Origin of the sequence: Roseibaca sp. Y0-43 (assembly GCF_020667835.1) — a bacterium.
Lineage (GTDB): Bacteria > Pseudomonadota > Alphaproteobacteria > Rhodobacterales > Rhodobacteraceae > Roseinatronobacter.
This window is the reverse complement of the sequence record NZ_JAFMPR010000008.1, coordinates 116,761-132,067: the sequence shown is the minus strand read 5'-3', so window position 1 is coordinate 132,067 and position 15,307 is coordinate 116,761. Positions and strand designations below refer to the sequence as shown.

Sequence of the window (15,307 nt, the reverse complement as noted above, 5' to 3'; positions counted from 1 at the left end):
CATGACAGGCGAACACAAGGGGCAGGCATATGGCTGATGTCGTGTTGAAGAATGTGCGCAAATCCTTTGGCGCGGTCGATGTCATCAAGGGTGTCGATCTGGAAGCGCGGCATGGCGAATTCGTGGTGTTCGTCGGGCCGTCCGGTTGTGGCAAGTCCACCTTGCTGCGGATGATCTGCGGGCTGGAAAAGATCACCTCTGGCCAATTGCTGATCGGGGACGAGGACATGAGCGATGTCGAGGCCTCGGATCGGGGCACCGCGATGGTGTTCCAATCCTACGCGCTTTATCCGCACATGACGGTTGCCGAGAACATGAGCTTTGCCCTGCGCATGGCCAAAGCCCCGCGTGCCGAAGTGGACAAACGCGTGCGCCGTGCCGCCGAGATCCTGCAGATCACACATTTGCTGGACCGAAAACCCAAGGACATGTCGGGCGGGCAGCGCCAGCGCGTGGCGATCGGGCGCGCGATTGTGCGCGCGCCGAAAGTGTTCCTGTTCGATGAACCCTTGTCGAACTTGGATGCCGAGTTGCGGGTGCAGATGCGGGTCGAATTGTCGAAGCTGCATAACGAGATCGGCGCGACGATGATCTATGTGACCCACGACCAGGTCGAAGCCATGACCATGGCCGACAAGATCGTCGTGCTGCGCGACGGGTTGATCGAGCAGATCGGCTCTCCGCTGGATCTGTATACCGCGCCCGACAACCGCTTCGTGGCAGGGTTCATAGGCTCGCCGCAGATGAATTTCCTGCAAGGGCAGGTGACGGGTGTCAGCGGCATAGAGGTGCAGGTCGCTGTCCCCGATGCCCCCGACCATATTCTGCGCGTTCCCTTGCGCCGCACCGCCCAAGTGCAGGTCGGTCAAAACGTGACGGTCGGTATCCGACCAGAGCATTTCTTGGGAACGCCCGAAGGACCGGGCCTGGAGGTTCGTATCGACGTGGTCGAAAACCTTGGCGGGATCGCCTATGCCTATGGCAAGACGAATGCGGGTCAAGAGTTGATCCTGAAAGCCGAAAGCGAACGCCCGCCGCATTCGGGCATGGTGGTGACGGCATCCATCAACGATGCCTACTGCCATCTCTTCGACGATGCGGGACAGACGCTGAGCACATCTGCCGGGGCAATCCGTTTGCGGGATGCGGCGGCATGAGCACGTCCGGCTCATCGCACCTGGCCGCGGGCAAGTATTTCTACGACGATTTGCGCGTCGGCGACAGTTTCGCGACCAGCCGCATCACTGTCACAGAGGCGCATATCGTGGCCTTTGCGGGCATGTCCGGCGATTTCTTCGATGTGCATATGGATGACGAGTTTGCGCGCGCCCAAGGCTTTCCGGGCCGCATCGCGCACGGCTTGTTGGGGCTTTGCCTTGTCGACGGGTTGAAGAACCGCGCGGAAGCGCAGCTGCAGGCCGTGGCTTCTTTGGGGTGGAGCGATTGGTCCTTCAAGGCACCGATCGTGGCGGGCGACAGCATCGGGGCCACGATAACGGTCGACCAAATGCGCCTGACCTCTGCGGGGGACAGGGGGATCGTGCAACTGGCGTTCGATGTGTACAACCAGTCGGGCGTGACGGTGCAATGCGGGCGCAATGCGCTGCTGATGCGCCGGGCCCGAGGGTGAGGAGGTTTCGCTTTCTGGTAACTCACCAGTGAGTAACAAGACAAGCGACGCGTGCCCGAAGGAGCGGGCGGAAACTGGCCCCAAGGGCCGTCCACATGGTCCGCGACACGCGGCCATTTCTGAAGGAAAGGGAGGAACATGAAACTCTTCAAATCAGCGGTATGCGCGGTCGCTCTTGCGGCTTTCGCGACCTCGGCTTCGGCCCGCGATCTGGTGATGAATGCCAACACGTCAGACCCGGCGCAAAAGCTTGCGATGGAAAACCTGATCGCCGAATTCGAGGCGGCCTATCCAGAGATTGACGTGAAGTTCAACCTGTATGACCACGAGGCCTTCAAGGTTGCTATGCGCAATTTCCTCGTGTCGGATGCGCCCGATCTTATCACCTGGAACGCGGGTAACCGCATGAAGGTCTTTGTCGATCTGGGCCTTTTCGAAGATGTCTCTGACGTTTGGGAAGCCGAAGGTCTTTATGAGAAAATGCCTGCCGTGGTCGGTGCGTCTTCGGTCGATGGCAAGCAATATGGCGTGCCATATGCTTATTACGCCTGGGGGTTCTACTATCGCAAGGACCTGTTCGAGCAGGCAGGTATCACCGAAACGCCCACCACTTGGGAAGAGTTCAAGGCCGTTGGCGAGCAGCTGAACGCGGCAGGCATCACGCCCGTCACCATCGGCACGAAGAACCTGTGGCCGGCAGCGGGTTGGTTCGACTTCCTGAACCTGCGGGTGAACGGGGTCGAGTTCCATGCCGAGCTGATGGATGGCAAGGTTGCCTATACCGACCCGCGCGTCAGGGCCGTGTTCGAGAAATGGGGCGAGCTGGTCGAGGCCGATTTCTATATCGAGAACCACCCGGCCTATTCGTTCCAGGAAGCGCTTCCCTTCATGAACCAAGGCAATGCCGCGATGTATCTGCTGGCGCCGTTCATCGTTTCCATGTTCCCCGAGGATGTGCGCGCTCAGGTCGAGTGGTTCCCGTTCCCGATCATTGATTCCGATGTCGGCATTTACGAAGACGCGCCGACCGACAGTTTCCACATCCCGGTCAACGCCAAGAACAAGGAAGATGCGCGGCTGTTCCTTGCCTTCGCAGCGCAAGCCGATGTGCAGACGCGCACGGCGGCGACGCTGGACATGCTGCCGCCGAATGTGAATGCCTCGGTGAAGGATGACCGCTTCGCGCAAGGCGGTTTCGCCCAGCTTAGCAAGGCCGACGGGATCATGCAGTTCTTCGACCGCGACACCGATCCCGCGCTTGCCAAGGTGGCAATGCAGGGCTTTCAGGAGTTCCTGCAAAACCCCGACCGGCTTGACCGCATTCTGGAGCAGATCGAGGCCGAACGCGCCCGAATCTACGGAGCGCTCTAAGCCAGAGCGCCGGGACCGGCGCAGCCCGCGCCGGTCCATCTTCAGCCAAGGACACCGATATGGCCGACCTGCCCATGATGCCGGCACAGCGAACGCGGATGACCACGTCGTTTTTCCGCAAGCATAAACTGCTTCTGATGCCGCTTGCCTTTATCGCACCTGCTTTTGCGATGTTTTCCCTGTTTGTGATCTACCCGATCATCCAGTCCATCGGGTTGTCTTTCACGCAATGGCAAGGGATCGGTCCTAAAACTTGGGTCGGTTTGAACAATTACCGGATGCTGTTCAACGATGCCGTGTTCTGGACCTCGTTGATGAACAATGTCTACTGGCTCGTCCTCTTCCTGCTGGCCCCCGTTTTCGGGCTGTTTGTTGCGCTGTTCCTGAACCAGACCGTCTTCGGCATCCGGCTTGTCAAATCGCTTTTCTTTTTCCCGTTCGTGGTGTCGCAGATCGTGGTCGGGATCATCTTCGCGTGGTTCTACGACCCGGCCTTCGGGTTGCTGGCCACGGTTCTGGAGCCGATCGGACTGGATATGCCCCCGATCCTGTCGGATGAGACCCTTGCAACCTTCGGGATCATCCTTGCCGGGCTTTGGCCGCAAACCGCTTATTGCATGATCCTGTATCTGACCGGCCTGAACAGCGTGAACCCCGAAGTGATCGAGGCGGCCCGGCTGGACGGGGCAAAAGGCTGGCAATTGCTGGTCAAGATCGTGCTGCCACAGCTGCGCGCGGCCACCTTCATCGCTCTGGTCGTTACCATTATCGGTGCGCTGCGCTCGTTCGACCTTGTTGCCGTCATGACAGAGGGCGGTCCCTATAACTCGTCCAACGTGCTGGCCTATTACATGTATGACAACGCGATCTTCAGATACCGGATGGGCTATGCCTCTTCGATCGCGACAGTCCTGTTTCTGATCATGAACGTCTACATCGTCTGGTTCCTGATGCGCTTGTGGAACAACGAGAAAGGAACCCGTTGATGTTTCCCCGTCCGATCCAAGAAACCACGCGCGCGCGGCAGGTGATGTACAAGGTGGCACTTCCGGTGTCGCTGGTGGTCTGGCTGTTGCCGATGATTGCCATCATCGCCACGGCGGGGCGGTCGCTGTCCGATCTGAACTATGGCAATTACTGGGGCATCCCGACCGAATGGGTGTTTTTCGAGAATTTCGCCGCCGTGTTCGGATCATCCTCCATCGGGGTCTACCTGCTCAACAGCTTCATCATCACCATCCCGTCGATCATCGGCGCGCTGTTTCTGTCCACGCTCGCAGGAGCAGGCCTTGCGCTTTACCGGTTCCGGGGCCGCTTTTTCTTGCTGGCGTTGTTCATCGCTGGCAATTTCGTCCCCTTCCAGATCTTGATGATCCCGGTGCGGCAACTGACGCTCGATCTGGGTGTCTATGACAGTTACCTCGGCGTCATCCTGTTCCAGATCGCGTTCCAGACCGGGTTTTGCACCTTCTTCATGCGCAATTTCATCGCCGAACTGCCGTTTGAGCTTGTCGAAGCCGCACGCGCAGAAGGGGTCAGCGAGTGGAAGATCCTGATCCATATCATCGTACCGCTGGTGCGACCGGCGCTGGCCGCGCTGGCGGTTCTGCAATTCACCTTCATCTGGAACGATTTCTTCTGGCCGCTCATCCTGATCCAGTCCGATGAACTGCGACCCATTACCTTGGGGCTGACAACGCTCAAGGGACAATTCATTTCCTCGTTCAACCTTCTGGCCGCTGGGTCGTTGATTGCAGCACTTCCTCCCGTCATGATGTTCTTCGCGATGCAAAAACACTTCATCGCGGGCCTGACGCTGGGTGCCAGCAAGGGCTGAGCACCCGTAACCCAGCGAGGAAAAGTTGATGACAGAGCTAACCGCGAAAAAGCCCCGTATTCGGCGCAAGGGACGCAATGCAGATCAGGCAAAGGCCGATCTGTTGGCATCGGCGAAACGTGAATTCGCGGAGAAGGGGTTTGCACTTGCCGGGATCGAAGGGATCGCGGAGCCGACTGGGCTGAACAAGAAGATGATCTATCACTATTTCGGCTCGAAAGAGGATCTGTATATCGCCGTTCTGGAAGACGCCTATCTTGGGATACGTAAGATGGAAGAGGCGTTGCCACTGGAAGATCTGGCTCCGCTCGACGCGTTGCGAAAATTGGTCGAGGCGACTTGGGATTACTTCGTCGCGAACCCGGAATTCATCGCGCTGGTGAACCAGGAAAACCTGCTTGGTGCGGTTTATTTGGACAAGTCAGGTATCGTCAAAGGCCGTACCAGCGTGCTTTTGAAACGAGTCGAAGCCATCCTGCGCCAAGGTGTGGCCCAAGGCACGATCCGACCCGGTATCGATGCCCTTCAGCTGAACAATTCCATCGCGGCGCTTGGGTTCTACTACCTCAACAACCGTTTCACCAATTCGCAAATCTACAATTACGACCACATGACGGACACGGCCCTCAAGACGCGGCGTGCCTTCATCGTGGACTTCGTCTTGCGCGCCATCATGTCGAAGGAAGAGATCGCTCGACGAGAGTGACGAAACCCCATGCCAGAACCGGATTACAGCCATATCATCATCGGCGGCGGAACAGCCGGGTGCGTTCTTGCCGCGCGGCTGAGCGCGGTCGCTACCAACGCTGTCCTGTTGCTGGAAGCGGGCCAATCGGATTGGCATCCTTATATCCACATGCCTGTTGGCTTTGCCAAGATGACCGGCAGTGGCATGACATGGGGCTACAGGACCGAACCGCAGGTACATGCGGGCAACCGCCGTATCCCCTACGCACAAGGCCGCGTGCTTGGCGGCGGGAGTTCTGTGAACGCAGAGGTATTCACCCGCGGCGTGCCTGCCGACTACGATCGCTGGGCGCAGCAAGAAGGCTGTGACGGCTGGTCGTTCAACGATGTGCAGCCTTATTTCCTGCGCTCCGAGGGCAACACGGCACTAGCAGATGCGTGGCACGGCACCGACGGGCCGCTGGGCGTGTCGAATATCGCCAATCCTCAGCCCATGACACGTGCTTTCGTGATGGCGTGCCAGCAATATGGCATTCCCTTCAACCATGATTTCAACGGCGCGACACAGGCGGGGGCAGGTTACTATCAGGTCAATGTCGTGGATGGGCGGCGTTGTTCGGCGGCGCGGGGCTATCTGGCGCCGGTGCGTCACCGCAAGAACCTGACGGTCCTGACAGGAGCGGCTTCCCGCCGATTGGTTTTTGACGGCTTACGCGCCACAGGGGTCGAGTTCCGGCACCGTGGCAAGATCAGAACTGTCCATGCCGGGTGCGAGGTCATCGTCACGGCGGGCGCGATCGGGTCGCCCAAGCTGCTGATGCTCTCCGGGATTGGCCCCGCCGAACATCTCAAATCGCTCGGGATCAAGGTTCTGGCGGATATACCCGGCGTGGGTTTGAACCTGTCCGACCATGTCAATATCGACATCGTGGCGGAACTGCGCGGGCATGAAAGCCTCGACAAATACCGCAAGCCGCACTTGGCCGCATGGGCAGGGTTGCAATACGCGCTTTTCCGAAGCGGGCCTGTCGCCAGCAATGTCGTCGAAGGGGGGCTGTTCTGGTATTCGCGGCCGGGCTTGTCCATTCCCGATTTGCAATACCATTTCTTGGCGGGCGCTGCCGCCGAAGATGGTGTTGCAGGTGTGCCGCCGGGGCGTTCGGGCATCACGCTTAATTGCTATGGTCTGCGCCCAAAGGCGCGCGGCATGGTCAGGCTTGCTTCTGCCGATCCTGCTGCCGCGCCCTTGATCGACCCCAATTTCATGGGCCACGACGAGGACTTGGAAACAACCGTTCAGGGGCTGAAAACCGGGCTGGAAATCCTGTCGCAACCGGCGTTGGCGAAGTATATTCGCCGCGTGGTTTTGCCGGATGCAGCGATCCGCTCCGAGACGGAGTTGCGGGATTTCGTCCGCCAGCATTGCCGCACCAGTTACCATCCGGTCGGCACATGCCGCATGGGGTCCGATGCGGGCAGCGTGGTGCAAACCGATCTGAAACTTCGCGGTTTCGAGGGGATACGCATCTGTGACAGCAGTGTCTTTCCCAGCCTGCCGGGATCGAACACCAATGCCCCGACCGCCATGTTGGCGGAAAAAGCCAGTGACCTGATCGCGCAAGGCTAGGCCCGTCGCTGGCATTGGCTGTGGTGCCCTGCACTCCGCTGTTCCCTCACGGAAACGGTCCAGTTGCGTCTTGCGCATCGGTGCAATTTCTTCGAAACTCAGCCTTGGGAGGAAGAGGGCGCTGAGGAAGCGATGGAAATGCAGCTTATGCCGCGTTCATCCGTCTGGTTCGGTCAGGATGCAGACCCCTCTGCGCACAATGACGACCATTATTAAAAAGCCATGACGACCGGCGCGCCTGTTTCAGTTGCCCGGTCAGCATCGCGGATCGGTTGCCCTATGGTAGGCGGCCCGTGCCAAGACAGAGAGGAAACCCAGATGATGAAACGACTTACAGCTGCGACCTTCGCGGCGGTGCTTGGTGTGCAGGGGGCTGCCGCCAATGAAATCCAGATCAACATGAGCTTGATCTTTCAGGAAACGGAACTTCTGACGCAAGAGCTCATCAAGGTTACCGACCGAATTCGCGAACGCACCAATGGCGATGTCGATATTCAGGTCTTTCCGGGTGGCCAGTTGCCGACCTACAAGGACAACCTCGAGCAGGTCGTCAACGGCGCGAACTGGATCGCGGTTGAAGACCTGACCTATGTCGGCGATTACGTCCCGAATTTCGGCGCCTTGGCCGGCCCGATGCTGTATGACAGCTATGATGAATACCTCGCGATGATGGACACCGACCTGGTCGCCGATCTGACCGCACAGGCCGAAGAGCAGGGCATCAAGATCATCAATGCCGATTACATGTTCGGCTTCCGCCACATGATCACGAACAAACCCATCGTCACGCCTGCCGACCTTGAAGGCATGAAAATCCGGGTGCCGGGTAGCCAGATCTTCATCAGCACGTTGGCGGCGATGGGGGCATCTCCGCAGGCGATCCCCTTCACTGAAACCTATTCCGGGGTTCAGCAGGGCGTCGTGGAAGGGTTGGAAGGCTCGATCCTGACCATGTATTCGACCAAGATCTATGAAGTCGCCAATGTCATGTCGATGACGAAGCACTTCCTTGGCAGCGTGGGCATCTACATCTCGCCGTCTGTCTGGGACCAGATGACGCCCGAGCAGCAGGCGATCGTGGACGAGGAATTTGCCGCCGGGGCGATTTCGAACACCGAGAACCTGATCAAGCTTGACGAGGAATATCGCGCCCTGCTTGAAGCCGAGGGTGTGACCTTTGTCGAAGCCGATACCGCCGCCTTCAGCGAGCTTACGGCCAGCGTCTACACCGAATTCCCGGCATGGGATGACGATATTCGCGCCGTTATCGGGGCGGAACTTGAAAAGATCCGGGGCAACTGATCTTGCCCCATGCGCAGCCCGGCCACGCCTGTGCCGGGCTGCGTGCCGCTTTAGACAAGACATGAGACAGTGATGATCGCCATCATCAGGAATCTGGAAGAAATCCTTGCGTCGATCGCTATCAGCGTCACAGTCATTTTGGTGATTATCAATGTGGTGCTGCGCTACGGGTTCGGCTTTGTCATGCCATGGGGGCAGGAACTTGCCGTTCTGTGTTTCATCTGGGCGGTCTATCTGGGGATTTCATCGTGCTACAAGCACGGGCTGCATATGGGTGTCGATGCGATCTTGTCCATTCTGCCCAAGCGGGTCGTCGGGCCGTTCAACCTGGCGATCCTGGTGTTCTTGCTGGGGCTGAACGGGCTTCTGGCCTATCTGAGCTACGAATACACCATGCTGTCCAACAAGACGACGCCGGTGATGGGGGTATCCTATTTCTGGGTAAATATCGTGTTGGTGCTGTGTTTCGGCCTGATGGCGCTGCATACGATCCGTTTCATCCTGCGTGACATCGCGCAGATGCGCGGCGCTGCGGGCGGACAGGGGTAACGCGCGATGCTGGACTACCTTCCCATGGTGCTGCTGTTCGTGATGTTCCTGTTGAACATCCCGGTTGCGTTTTCATTGATCGCCTCGGCGCTGGTCTATTTCCTCTTCATCAACACCACGCTGCCCATCGCGCTGGTGATGCAGCGCTTCATCACTTCTGCCGAAGCCTTTCCTCTGTTGGCGATTCCGTTTTTCATCATGGTCGGCTCGGTGATGAACTTTTCTGGTATCAGCCGCAGTTTGCTGGGCTTTGCGGATTCGCTGATCGGGCACAAAACCGGCGGTTTGGCGCAGGTCAATGTCATCCTCAGCACCATGATGGGCGGCATCTCTGGCTCTGCGAATGCCGATGCCGCGATGCAGTCCAAGATCCTTGCCCCGGAAATGACCAAGCGCGGCTATGATTTGCCCTTTACCGCCGCGGTGACGGCCGCTTCGTCCTGTATCAGCCCGGTGATCCCGCCGGGGATCAACCTGATCATCTTTGCGCTTCTGGCCAATGTGTCGGTGCACAGCATGTTCATAGCCGGGTATGTTCCCGCGTTGCTGATGGCGCTGGCGCTGATGATAACCATCGCGATCATCGCGAAGCGGCGCGACTACAAACCCTCGCGTTCGGAACCGGCAAGTGCTGCGGAACGGTTCAGCTATTTCCTGAAAGCCATTCCGGCGCTGCTGATCCCTTTCGGCGTCATCCTTGGTATGCGCTTCGGGCTGTTCACACCGACCGAAGCGGGGGCCGTCGCGGTTCTGCTCTGCGCGCTGATCGGCTTTTTCGTCTACAAGGAACTGAAGCTGAAACATGTCGGCCCGATCCTGCGAGAGACGGTGCAAGGCACGAGCACCGTGATGTTCATCATCATCGGGGCCTTGCTCTTCGGCTATTACATGACGCTTGAACGCATCCCGCAAAGCATTGCCTCTGCGCTGATCGACCTGACGGACAGCAAATTCATGCTGCTGCTGTTCATCAACCTTCTTTTGCTGGCGGTTGGCATGTTCATCGAGGGTGGCGCGGCGATGATTATCCTGACCCCGCTTTTATTGCCGGCGGTGCTGAATTTGGGCATCAACCCGGTGCATTTCGGGGTAATCGTGATCGTCAACATCATGATCGGAGGGATCACGCCACCATTCGGGTCGATGATGTTCACCGTCTGCTCTATCCTGAAAGTGCGCTTGCTGGATTTCGTCCGAGAGGTCATTCCGCTGCTCGCCGCGCTTCTGGCGGTTTTGCTGTTGCTTACCTATTCCGAAGGGCTTGTTATGTTCCTGCCCTCGCTTCTCTAGACCGCTCCGGCCTGTCGAGGGTGGGTCTCGGTTCAAGGATCGCGCGTCAATGCCCGTGACACGGCTACAATCGGATACTTCGGGGGGCGCGGGAAAACTGCGCCGCTCGCTGGGCACAGGCCTGTTGACGCTTTACGGGCTGGGCGTGACCGTGGGCGCGGGCATCTATGTGCTGGTGGGCACCACGGCGGCGCAGGCCGGGGCGTACGCGCCGGTCTCTTTCCTGCTTGCGGCCATCGTCGTGGCCTTCACCGCTTTTTCCTATGCCGAACTGGCCACGCGCTACCCCGTCAGCGCAGGAGAGGCGGCTTATGTCGAGGCCGGCTTCCGCTCTGGTCGCTTGGCGGTCGCGGTCGGGTTGGCGGTGGCAGTGTCGGGCATGGTGTCGGCGGCGGCGGTGGTGATCGGCGCGGCCTCTTACCTGCAAGGCCTGATCGCCGCGCCGCAGGCGGTGCTGACGGTGGCGATTGTCGGCATCATGGCGCTGATCGCCATCTGGGGCATCACCCAGTCGATCACGGTGGCCGCGATCATCACGGTCATCGAAATCGGCGGGCTGGTGTTCTTGTCCGCATGGGGCTTTGGCTTGGCCCCTCCCTTGGGGGCCAGCCTGTCCGAAATGGTGCCGCCACTGACCGGGGCGCATTGGTCGGGGATCGGGGCCGCGTCCCTGCTGGCCTTCTTCGCCTTTATCGGCTTCGAGGATATGGCCAATGTGGCCGAAGAGGTCAAAGATCCGGTCAGGACCATCCCGCGCGCCATCGTGCTGACGCTTGTGGTTGCAAGCCTGCTTTACATCGTGACCACCGCCGCCGTTCTGGTGGCTGTCCCGGTGAATGAGCTTGCAGCTTCTGCCGCGCCGTTGTCATTGGTGTTCCAGACCGCGCCAGAACCGGTTCGTCAGGGGTTCGCGATCATCGCTATCGTGGCCACCGTGAATGGCGTGCTGATCCAGATGATCATGGCGTCGCGGGTGTTGTTCGGTTTGGCGGATCAGGGACATCTGCCGCCGGTCCTTGCGCGTGTTTCGACGCGCACGCAGACGCCGGTTGTGGCCACGCTGCTGGTTGCCTGCCTGATCCTCGGGCTGGCGCTGGCGGTGCCGATTGCCGCGCTCGCGGAACGCACCTCGCAGATCGTGCTGCTGGTGTTCCTTGTGGTCAACGTGGCGCTGATCCGGCTGAAATGGCGGGGCGAGGGGGGTGCCGGGCATTTCACCGTGCCGCTGGTCGTGCCCGTGATGGGGGTTCTGACCAGCCTTGCGCTCTTTGCCACGGCGTGGCTGTAGCCGGGGCGGCCTGTCAAATCGGGTGCAGGATACGTTCCAACGCGCCTAGGGCCGCGTCAGCCGCGCATAGTGCGCCTTCCAGAAAGCCGCCATCCTGTGGCGCGGCCTCTGTCCCGGCAAAGATCACGCGGCGGGTGGGCGCGATGGGCCGGTAATGCGGGTGTCCCGCAGGCGGGACAAGGTCGGCAGGCGTTGCGGTGGCGCTGTCCGTGCTCCAGTCTTTCAGCATCACCCGCGTGGGCTGCGCGGCCTCTGGCCCGAAGAGGCGCGCAAGTTGCGCGATCGCGGCATCGCGAAACCCTTCTGCCCGTGCCGCGCCGGGACGGGCGAAACCGAACAGCGCGCCTTCGCGCCCATCGACCGGGGAGGCGTCATGGATCTCTGCCAAGGGGCCAAGATGCGAGATGGCATCGCCATTGAAGCCCTGCGCGCGCCAGAACGGGGTCGGGTAGGTCGCAACCAGCTTTGCCTGTCCGGCCATCCATGTGGGTATATCGGGCATAGTCAGGCCCAGACCGGCGGCAAGGCGCGGCGGCAGCGCAAGGACGACCTGACTTGCCCGCAGGCTTTGGTTGCGCAACGTGACTGTCACGCCATGGGCGTCTTCGGAAATCTGTTGGACAGGGCAGGACAGCCGCAGCGCGTCGCCAAGCTTGTCTGCCAGCGCGCCTGTCACCTGCGCCAGCCCGCCCCCCACACGCAGCGCGCCGCCCATCGTGGCGAAGTCCAGGTCGCGACGGATCGCGCCGGTGGCGTCCTCGAACACCAGCCGGCCTTGCGTGTATTGCGCGAAGCTGCGCAGCCCCAGCTGGTCCAGAAGCGCCAGCATTCGCCGGTTATGCGGCCAGATCCAGGACGGGCCAAGGTCGAAGCCGTCCTGCGACAAGACCCGCCCGCCGGGACGGTCGCGCGCTTCCAGCAGGGTGACGGCGCAGCCCTTGGCGCGCAAGCCGTTGGCCAACGCAAGGCCCGACAGGCCCGCGCCGATGATGCAGACATGGGTGTCGTGGTTCACGCCGCCCGCCCGATCACATCGCGCAGATGGCCCGATTTGATCCAGATCCGCGCGCCCTCCGGGCCGGCGGTGGCGTGAAACTCGGACCCGACAGGCAGGCGCAACCAATCCCAGCGGGTCAGCGTGTCGGTACCGTCCGACAGCGCGCCCGCGACCATGAACACTTCCAGCCCGCCCGTGGCGTCAAGGCTACGCGTCACCCCCGGTGCCCAATGCTCCAGCGCCACGGTTTCGCGCGGGTCGCTGTGCAGCGCCAGATGTTCCACCCCTTGCGCGCGTTTCGCCCAATCCGCCTTTTGGCTGTCGATCTGCACCAGCGTGCGGTCGTCTGGGTCGAACTGGTGCAGTTTCACAAGGATCGTCGCACCCGCGCTGGCCGCTGGCGTATGCGACGAGGTGGGCGGGTTGCGCACATAGAACCCGGTCGGGAAATCGCCATCCTCGTCCTGAAACGTGCCGTCGAGGACAAGGTATTCCTCGCCCCCGTCATGGGTATGCGCCGAGAACGCGCTGCCGGGGTCGAACTGCACGATACTGGTCGCGCGCGCCACCTCGCCGCCGATGCGGTCGAGCATCCGCCGCCGGACCCCCGGCATGGGCGATGCCACCCAGTCGCTTTCGTCATAGCGCACAAGCGCGCGCTGGCTGAAATCTGCATTCAGGTGCATGTAACCTCTGCTCTTGGTATCTGCGAACGCCCGGTGATGCGGGACTGCGGGACCAGATAGGGCAGGTGCACCCTGTCAGCAAGCTTTGCGCCGCCGGTGCGGTGGCGCGAAGAAGAACAGCAAGACGCTCTATCGCCCCGACGGGTCCAAAAGCTTTCCGACCAAGCGTCCATGGATGATCTCGCACGAGCGGGGTTTGCCCTGACGTTGCGTCGTCACCGGGGCCGTGCGCGACAAACGCCTTGACGGCTTTGTCGCCCAGCCATCATTCTGCTCTCTAGCCCCGGCCATCGGCCGCGGGCAGGGAGGAATTGATGTTGGACAGTAACAGGCCTTGGCTTGCGTTTTATGGCGCAAGCACGCGACCGGATATCGACGCGGTCGCTTATCGCAACTTGGGCGAGCTGGTGCGCTCTGCCGCTGACACCTATGGCACCGCGCCCGCCTTCACGGCCTGTATGCCCAACGGGATGAACGGCACGCTCAGCTTTGCCCAGGTCGACGAGATGTCGGACGCTTTCGCCGTCTACCTGCGCGAGGTGGCGGGGCTGAACGCGGGCGACCGCGTCGCGCTGCAAGTGCCCAACGGGCTGTCATTTCCCATAGCGGCCTTTGGCGTGTTCAAGGCGGGTTGCGTGCTGGTCAACGTGAACCCGCTTTACACCGCCGAGGAAATGGCCCGCCAGTTCACCGATGCCGAACCCCATGCGCTTGTTATCGCGGATATGTTCGCCGACAAGATCGCGGCGGCGACGCGCGGCCATCCGATCCCGAATATCATCGTCACCCGCGTGGCCGAATTCCTGCCGTCGCTGCCGCGCGGGATTATCGGGCTGGTGCAAAAGCACTGGGACCGCTCGGTCAAGCCGATAGAGGTCGCGCATATCCGCCTGCCCGATGCCATTCGCGCGGGGCGTGCGCATATGGGCCAAGACCGGCTGGAAGTGGCGCGCTACTCGCAAGACGTGGGCCCCGAGGATCTGGCCTGTCTGCAATATACCGGCGGCACCACCGGCGTGGCCAAGGGCGCGATGCTGACCCATGGCAATCTGATCGTGAACATGGAGCAGTCGCTGGAAATGATCCCGGCCTTCGAGCGCGGGCGCGAGGTGGCGCTGACGGCGCTGCCGATGTATCACATCTTCGCCTTTACCGTGAACCTGCTGGCCTTTTACTGGCTGGGCGCGCGCAATGTGCTGATCCCGAACCCGCGCCCGCTGACGAACCTGAAACGCGCCTTCGAGAATTACAAGATCACCTGGATGAGCGGGGTGAACACGCTGTTCAACGGTCTGTCGAACGAAGCGTGGTTTCTGGACAACCCGCCGAAATATCTGAAACTGGCCTCTGCCGGTGGCATGGCGCTGCAAACGCCCGTGGCCAAACGCTGGGAAGAGGTGACGGGCAAGCCGCTGCTGCAAGGGTTCGGCCTGACCGAAACCGCGCCGGTGCTGGCCTTCAACCCCTTGGGAAAGACGCGCGACGGGTCCATCGGGGTGCCGGTGCCCTCCACGCATCTGGCCTGTCTGGACGATGCGGGCCAACCCGTCGCCATCGGCGAGCGCGGAGAGATCGCCGCCAAGGGGCCGCAGGTGATGGCCGGCTATTGGCGCAACCCCGAGGAAACCGCCAAGGTGCTGCAAGACGGCTGGTTCCTGACCGGCGATATCGGGGTCATGGACCAAGACGGCTATTTCTACATCGTGGACCGCAAGAAAGACATGGTCGTGGTGTCGGGCTTCAACGTCTATCCAAACGAGGTCGAGGATTGCCTGGCCGCCCACCCCGGCATTCTGGAATGCGCCGTGATCGGTGTGCCGAGCGCTGAGACGGGCGAGGCCGTGAAAGCCTTTGTCGTGCTGAAGGACAAAAGCCTCAGCGCCTCAGACATCCGCAGCCATTGCAAGGCGCATCTGACCGCCTACAAGGTGCCCAAGCTGGTGGAGTTCCGCGACAGCCTGCCGAAATCGAATGTCGGCAAGATCCTTCGTAAAGACCTGCGCGCCGAAGAGACCGCGCAAACCGGGCAGGGGGGCTGAGCAT

Annotated in this window: 14 protein-coding genes; 12 read left to right on the top strand and 2 right to left on the bottom strand. The window is 60.9% G+C overall.

Features of this window, described 5'->3' with window-relative positions:
* The first annotated feature begins 29 nt into the window (after nt 1-29).
* The 11 genes from J1C52_RS11560 to J1C52_RS11510 all read left to right on the top strand — a co-directional run bounded on the left by J1C52_RS11560 (nt 30) and on the right by J1C52_RS11510 (nt 11,581).
* Entirely contained in the window at nt 30-1,157 is a 1,128-nt protein-coding gene (locus J1C52_RS11560; RefSeq protein ID WP_227428097.1) for an ABC transporter ATP-binding protein, read from the top strand.
* On the top strand, nt 1,154-1,630 hold the full coding sequence (locus J1C52_RS11555; protein WP_227428096.1) for a MaoC family dehydratase: 477 nt from the start codon (nt 1,154-1,156) through the stop codon (nt 1,628-1,630). Before J1C52_RS11560 ends, J1C52_RS11555 begins: the two co-directional genes overlap by 4 nt.
* Before the next feature lie 138 nt (nt 1,631-1,768).
* Nucleotides 1,769-3,001 carry an ABC transporter substrate-binding protein gene (locus J1C52_RS11550; protein WP_227428095.1) on the top strand — a complete coding sequence of 411 codons (1,233 nt, stop codon included), beginning with the start codon at nt 1,769-1,771 and terminating at the stop codon, nt 2,999-3,001.
* A 59-nt stretch (nt 3,002-3,060) separates the two neighbouring features.
* The gene (locus J1C52_RS11545) at nt 3,061-3,987 is read left to right on the top strand and encodes a carbohydrate ABC transporter permease (protein ID WP_227428094.1); all 927 of its coding nucleotides are present in this window, start codon (nt 3,061-3,063) and stop codon (nt 3,985-3,987) included.
* Nucleotides 3,987-4,838 carry a carbohydrate ABC transporter permease gene (locus tag J1C52_RS11540; RefSeq protein ID WP_227428093.1) on the top strand — a complete coding sequence of 284 codons (852 nt, stop codon included), beginning with the start codon at nt 3,987-3,989 and terminating at the stop codon, nt 4,836-4,838. The genes J1C52_RS11545 and J1C52_RS11540 overlap by 1 nt, the downstream gene beginning before the upstream one ends.
* Before the next feature lie 28 nt (nt 4,839-4,866).
* Nucleotides 4,867-5,544, top strand: a complete 678-nt coding sequence (locus J1C52_RS11535) for a TetR/AcrR family transcriptional regulator (protein ID WP_227428092.1) — start codon at nt 4,867-4,869, stop codon at nt 5,542-5,544.
* A gap of 9 nt (nt 5,545-5,553) precedes the next feature.
* Nucleotides 5,554-7,152: a GMC family oxidoreductase gene (locus J1C52_RS11530; RefSeq protein WP_227428091.1), complete on the top strand. Its 1,599-nt coding sequence runs from the start codon at nt 5,554-5,556 to the stop codon at nt 7,150-7,152.
* Between the two features lie 321 nt (nt 7,153-7,473).
* Nucleotides 7,474-8,454 (top strand): C4-dicarboxylate TRAP transporter substrate-binding protein, encoded by a 981-nt coding sequence (locus tag J1C52_RS11525; RefSeq protein ID WP_227428090.1) that lies wholly within the window; start codon nt 7,474-7,476, stop codon nt 8,452-8,454.
* 72 nt (nt 8,455-8,526) lie between these two features.
* On the top strand, nt 8,527-9,003 hold the full coding sequence (locus J1C52_RS11520; RefSeq protein WP_227428089.1) for a TRAP transporter small permease: 477 nt from the start codon (nt 8,527-8,529) through the stop codon (nt 9,001-9,003).
* 6 nt (nt 9,004-9,009) lie between these two features.
* Nucleotides 9,010-10,293: a TRAP transporter large permease gene (locus J1C52_RS11515; RefSeq protein ID WP_227428088.1), complete on the top strand. Its 1,284-nt coding sequence runs from the start codon at nt 9,010-9,012 to the stop codon at nt 10,291-10,293.
* Nucleotides 10,294-10,342: 49 nt separating this feature from the next.
* On the top strand, nt 10,343-11,581 hold the full coding sequence (locus J1C52_RS11510) for an APC family permease (protein ID WP_227428087.1): 1,239 nt from the start codon (nt 10,343-10,345) through the stop codon (nt 11,579-11,581).
* Nucleotides 11,582-11,594: 13 nt separating this feature from the next.
* Here J1C52_RS11510 and J1C52_RS11505 read toward each other — a convergent pair whose 3' ends face one another.
* Together J1C52_RS11505 and J1C52_RS11500 are read right to left on the bottom strand one after the other, a co-directional pair.
* Nucleotides 11,595-12,596: a flavin monoamine oxidase family protein gene (locus J1C52_RS11505; RefSeq protein ID WP_227428086.1), complete on the bottom strand. Its 1,002-nt coding sequence runs from the start codon at nt 12,594-12,596 to the stop codon at nt 11,595-11,597.
* Entirely contained in the window at nt 12,593-13,264 is a 672-nt protein-coding gene (locus J1C52_RS11500; RefSeq protein WP_227428085.1) for a cupin domain-containing protein, read from the bottom strand. The genes J1C52_RS11505 and J1C52_RS11500 overlap by 4 nt, the downstream gene beginning before the upstream one ends.
* 314 nt (nt 13,265-13,578) lie before the next feature.
* Between J1C52_RS11500 and J1C52_RS11495 the strand changes: the two genes are divergently transcribed.
* A complete protein-coding gene (locus J1C52_RS11495) occupies nt 13,579-15,303 on the top strand; it encodes an AMP-binding protein (RefSeq protein ID WP_227428084.1) in 1,725 nt (574 codons plus the stop codon).
* Nucleotides 15,304-15,307 lie beyond the last annotated feature (4 nt).

Coding starts and splice junctions, on each gene's coding strand:
- J1C52_RS11535 (WP_227428092.1), top strand. CDS start 4,867: ATGACAGAGCTAACCGCGAAAAAGCCCCGTATTCGGCGCAAGGGACGC.
- J1C52_RS11545 (WP_227428094.1), top strand. CDS start 3,061: ATGGCCGACCTGCCCATGATGCCGGCACAGCGAACGCGGATGACCACG.
- J1C52_RS11550 (WP_227428095.1), top strand. CDS start 1,769: ATGAAACTCTTCAAATCAGCGGTATGCGCGGTCGCTCTTGCGGCTTTC.
- J1C52_RS11515 (WP_227428088.1), top strand. CDS start 9,010: ATGCTGGACTACCTTCCCATGGTGCTGCTGTTCGTGATGTTCCTGTTG.
- J1C52_RS11540 (WP_227428093.1), top strand. CDS start 3,987: ATGTTTCCCCGTCCGATCCAAGAAACCACGCGCGCGCGGCAGGTGATG.
- J1C52_RS11560 (WP_227428097.1), top strand. CDS start 30: ATGGCTGATGTCGTGTTGAAGAATGTGCGCAAATCCTTTGGCGCGGTC.
- J1C52_RS11530 (WP_227428091.1), top strand. CDS start 5,554: ATGCCAGAACCGGATTACAGCCATATCATCATCGGCGGCGGAACAGCC.
- J1C52_RS11520 (WP_227428089.1), top strand. CDS start 8,527: ATGATCGCCATCATCAGGAATCTGGAAGAAATCCTTGCGTCGATCGCT.
- J1C52_RS11555 (WP_227428096.1), top strand. CDS start 1,154: ATGAGCACGTCCGGCTCATCGCACCTGGCCGCGGGCAAGTATTTCTAC.
- J1C52_RS11510 (WP_227428087.1), top strand. CDS start 10,343: ATGCCCGTGACACGGCTACAATCGGATACTTCGGGGGGCGCGGGAAAA.
- J1C52_RS11500 (WP_227428085.1), bottom strand. CDS start 13,264: ATGCACCTGAATGCAGATTTCAGCCAGCGCGCGCTTGTGCGCTATGAC.
- J1C52_RS11525 (WP_227428090.1), top strand. CDS start 7,474: ATGAAACGACTTACAGCTGCGACCTTCGCGGCGGTGCTTGGTGTGCAG.
- J1C52_RS11495 (WP_227428084.1), top strand. CDS start 13,579: ATGTTGGACAGTAACAGGCCTTGGCTTGCGTTTTATGGCGCAAGCACG.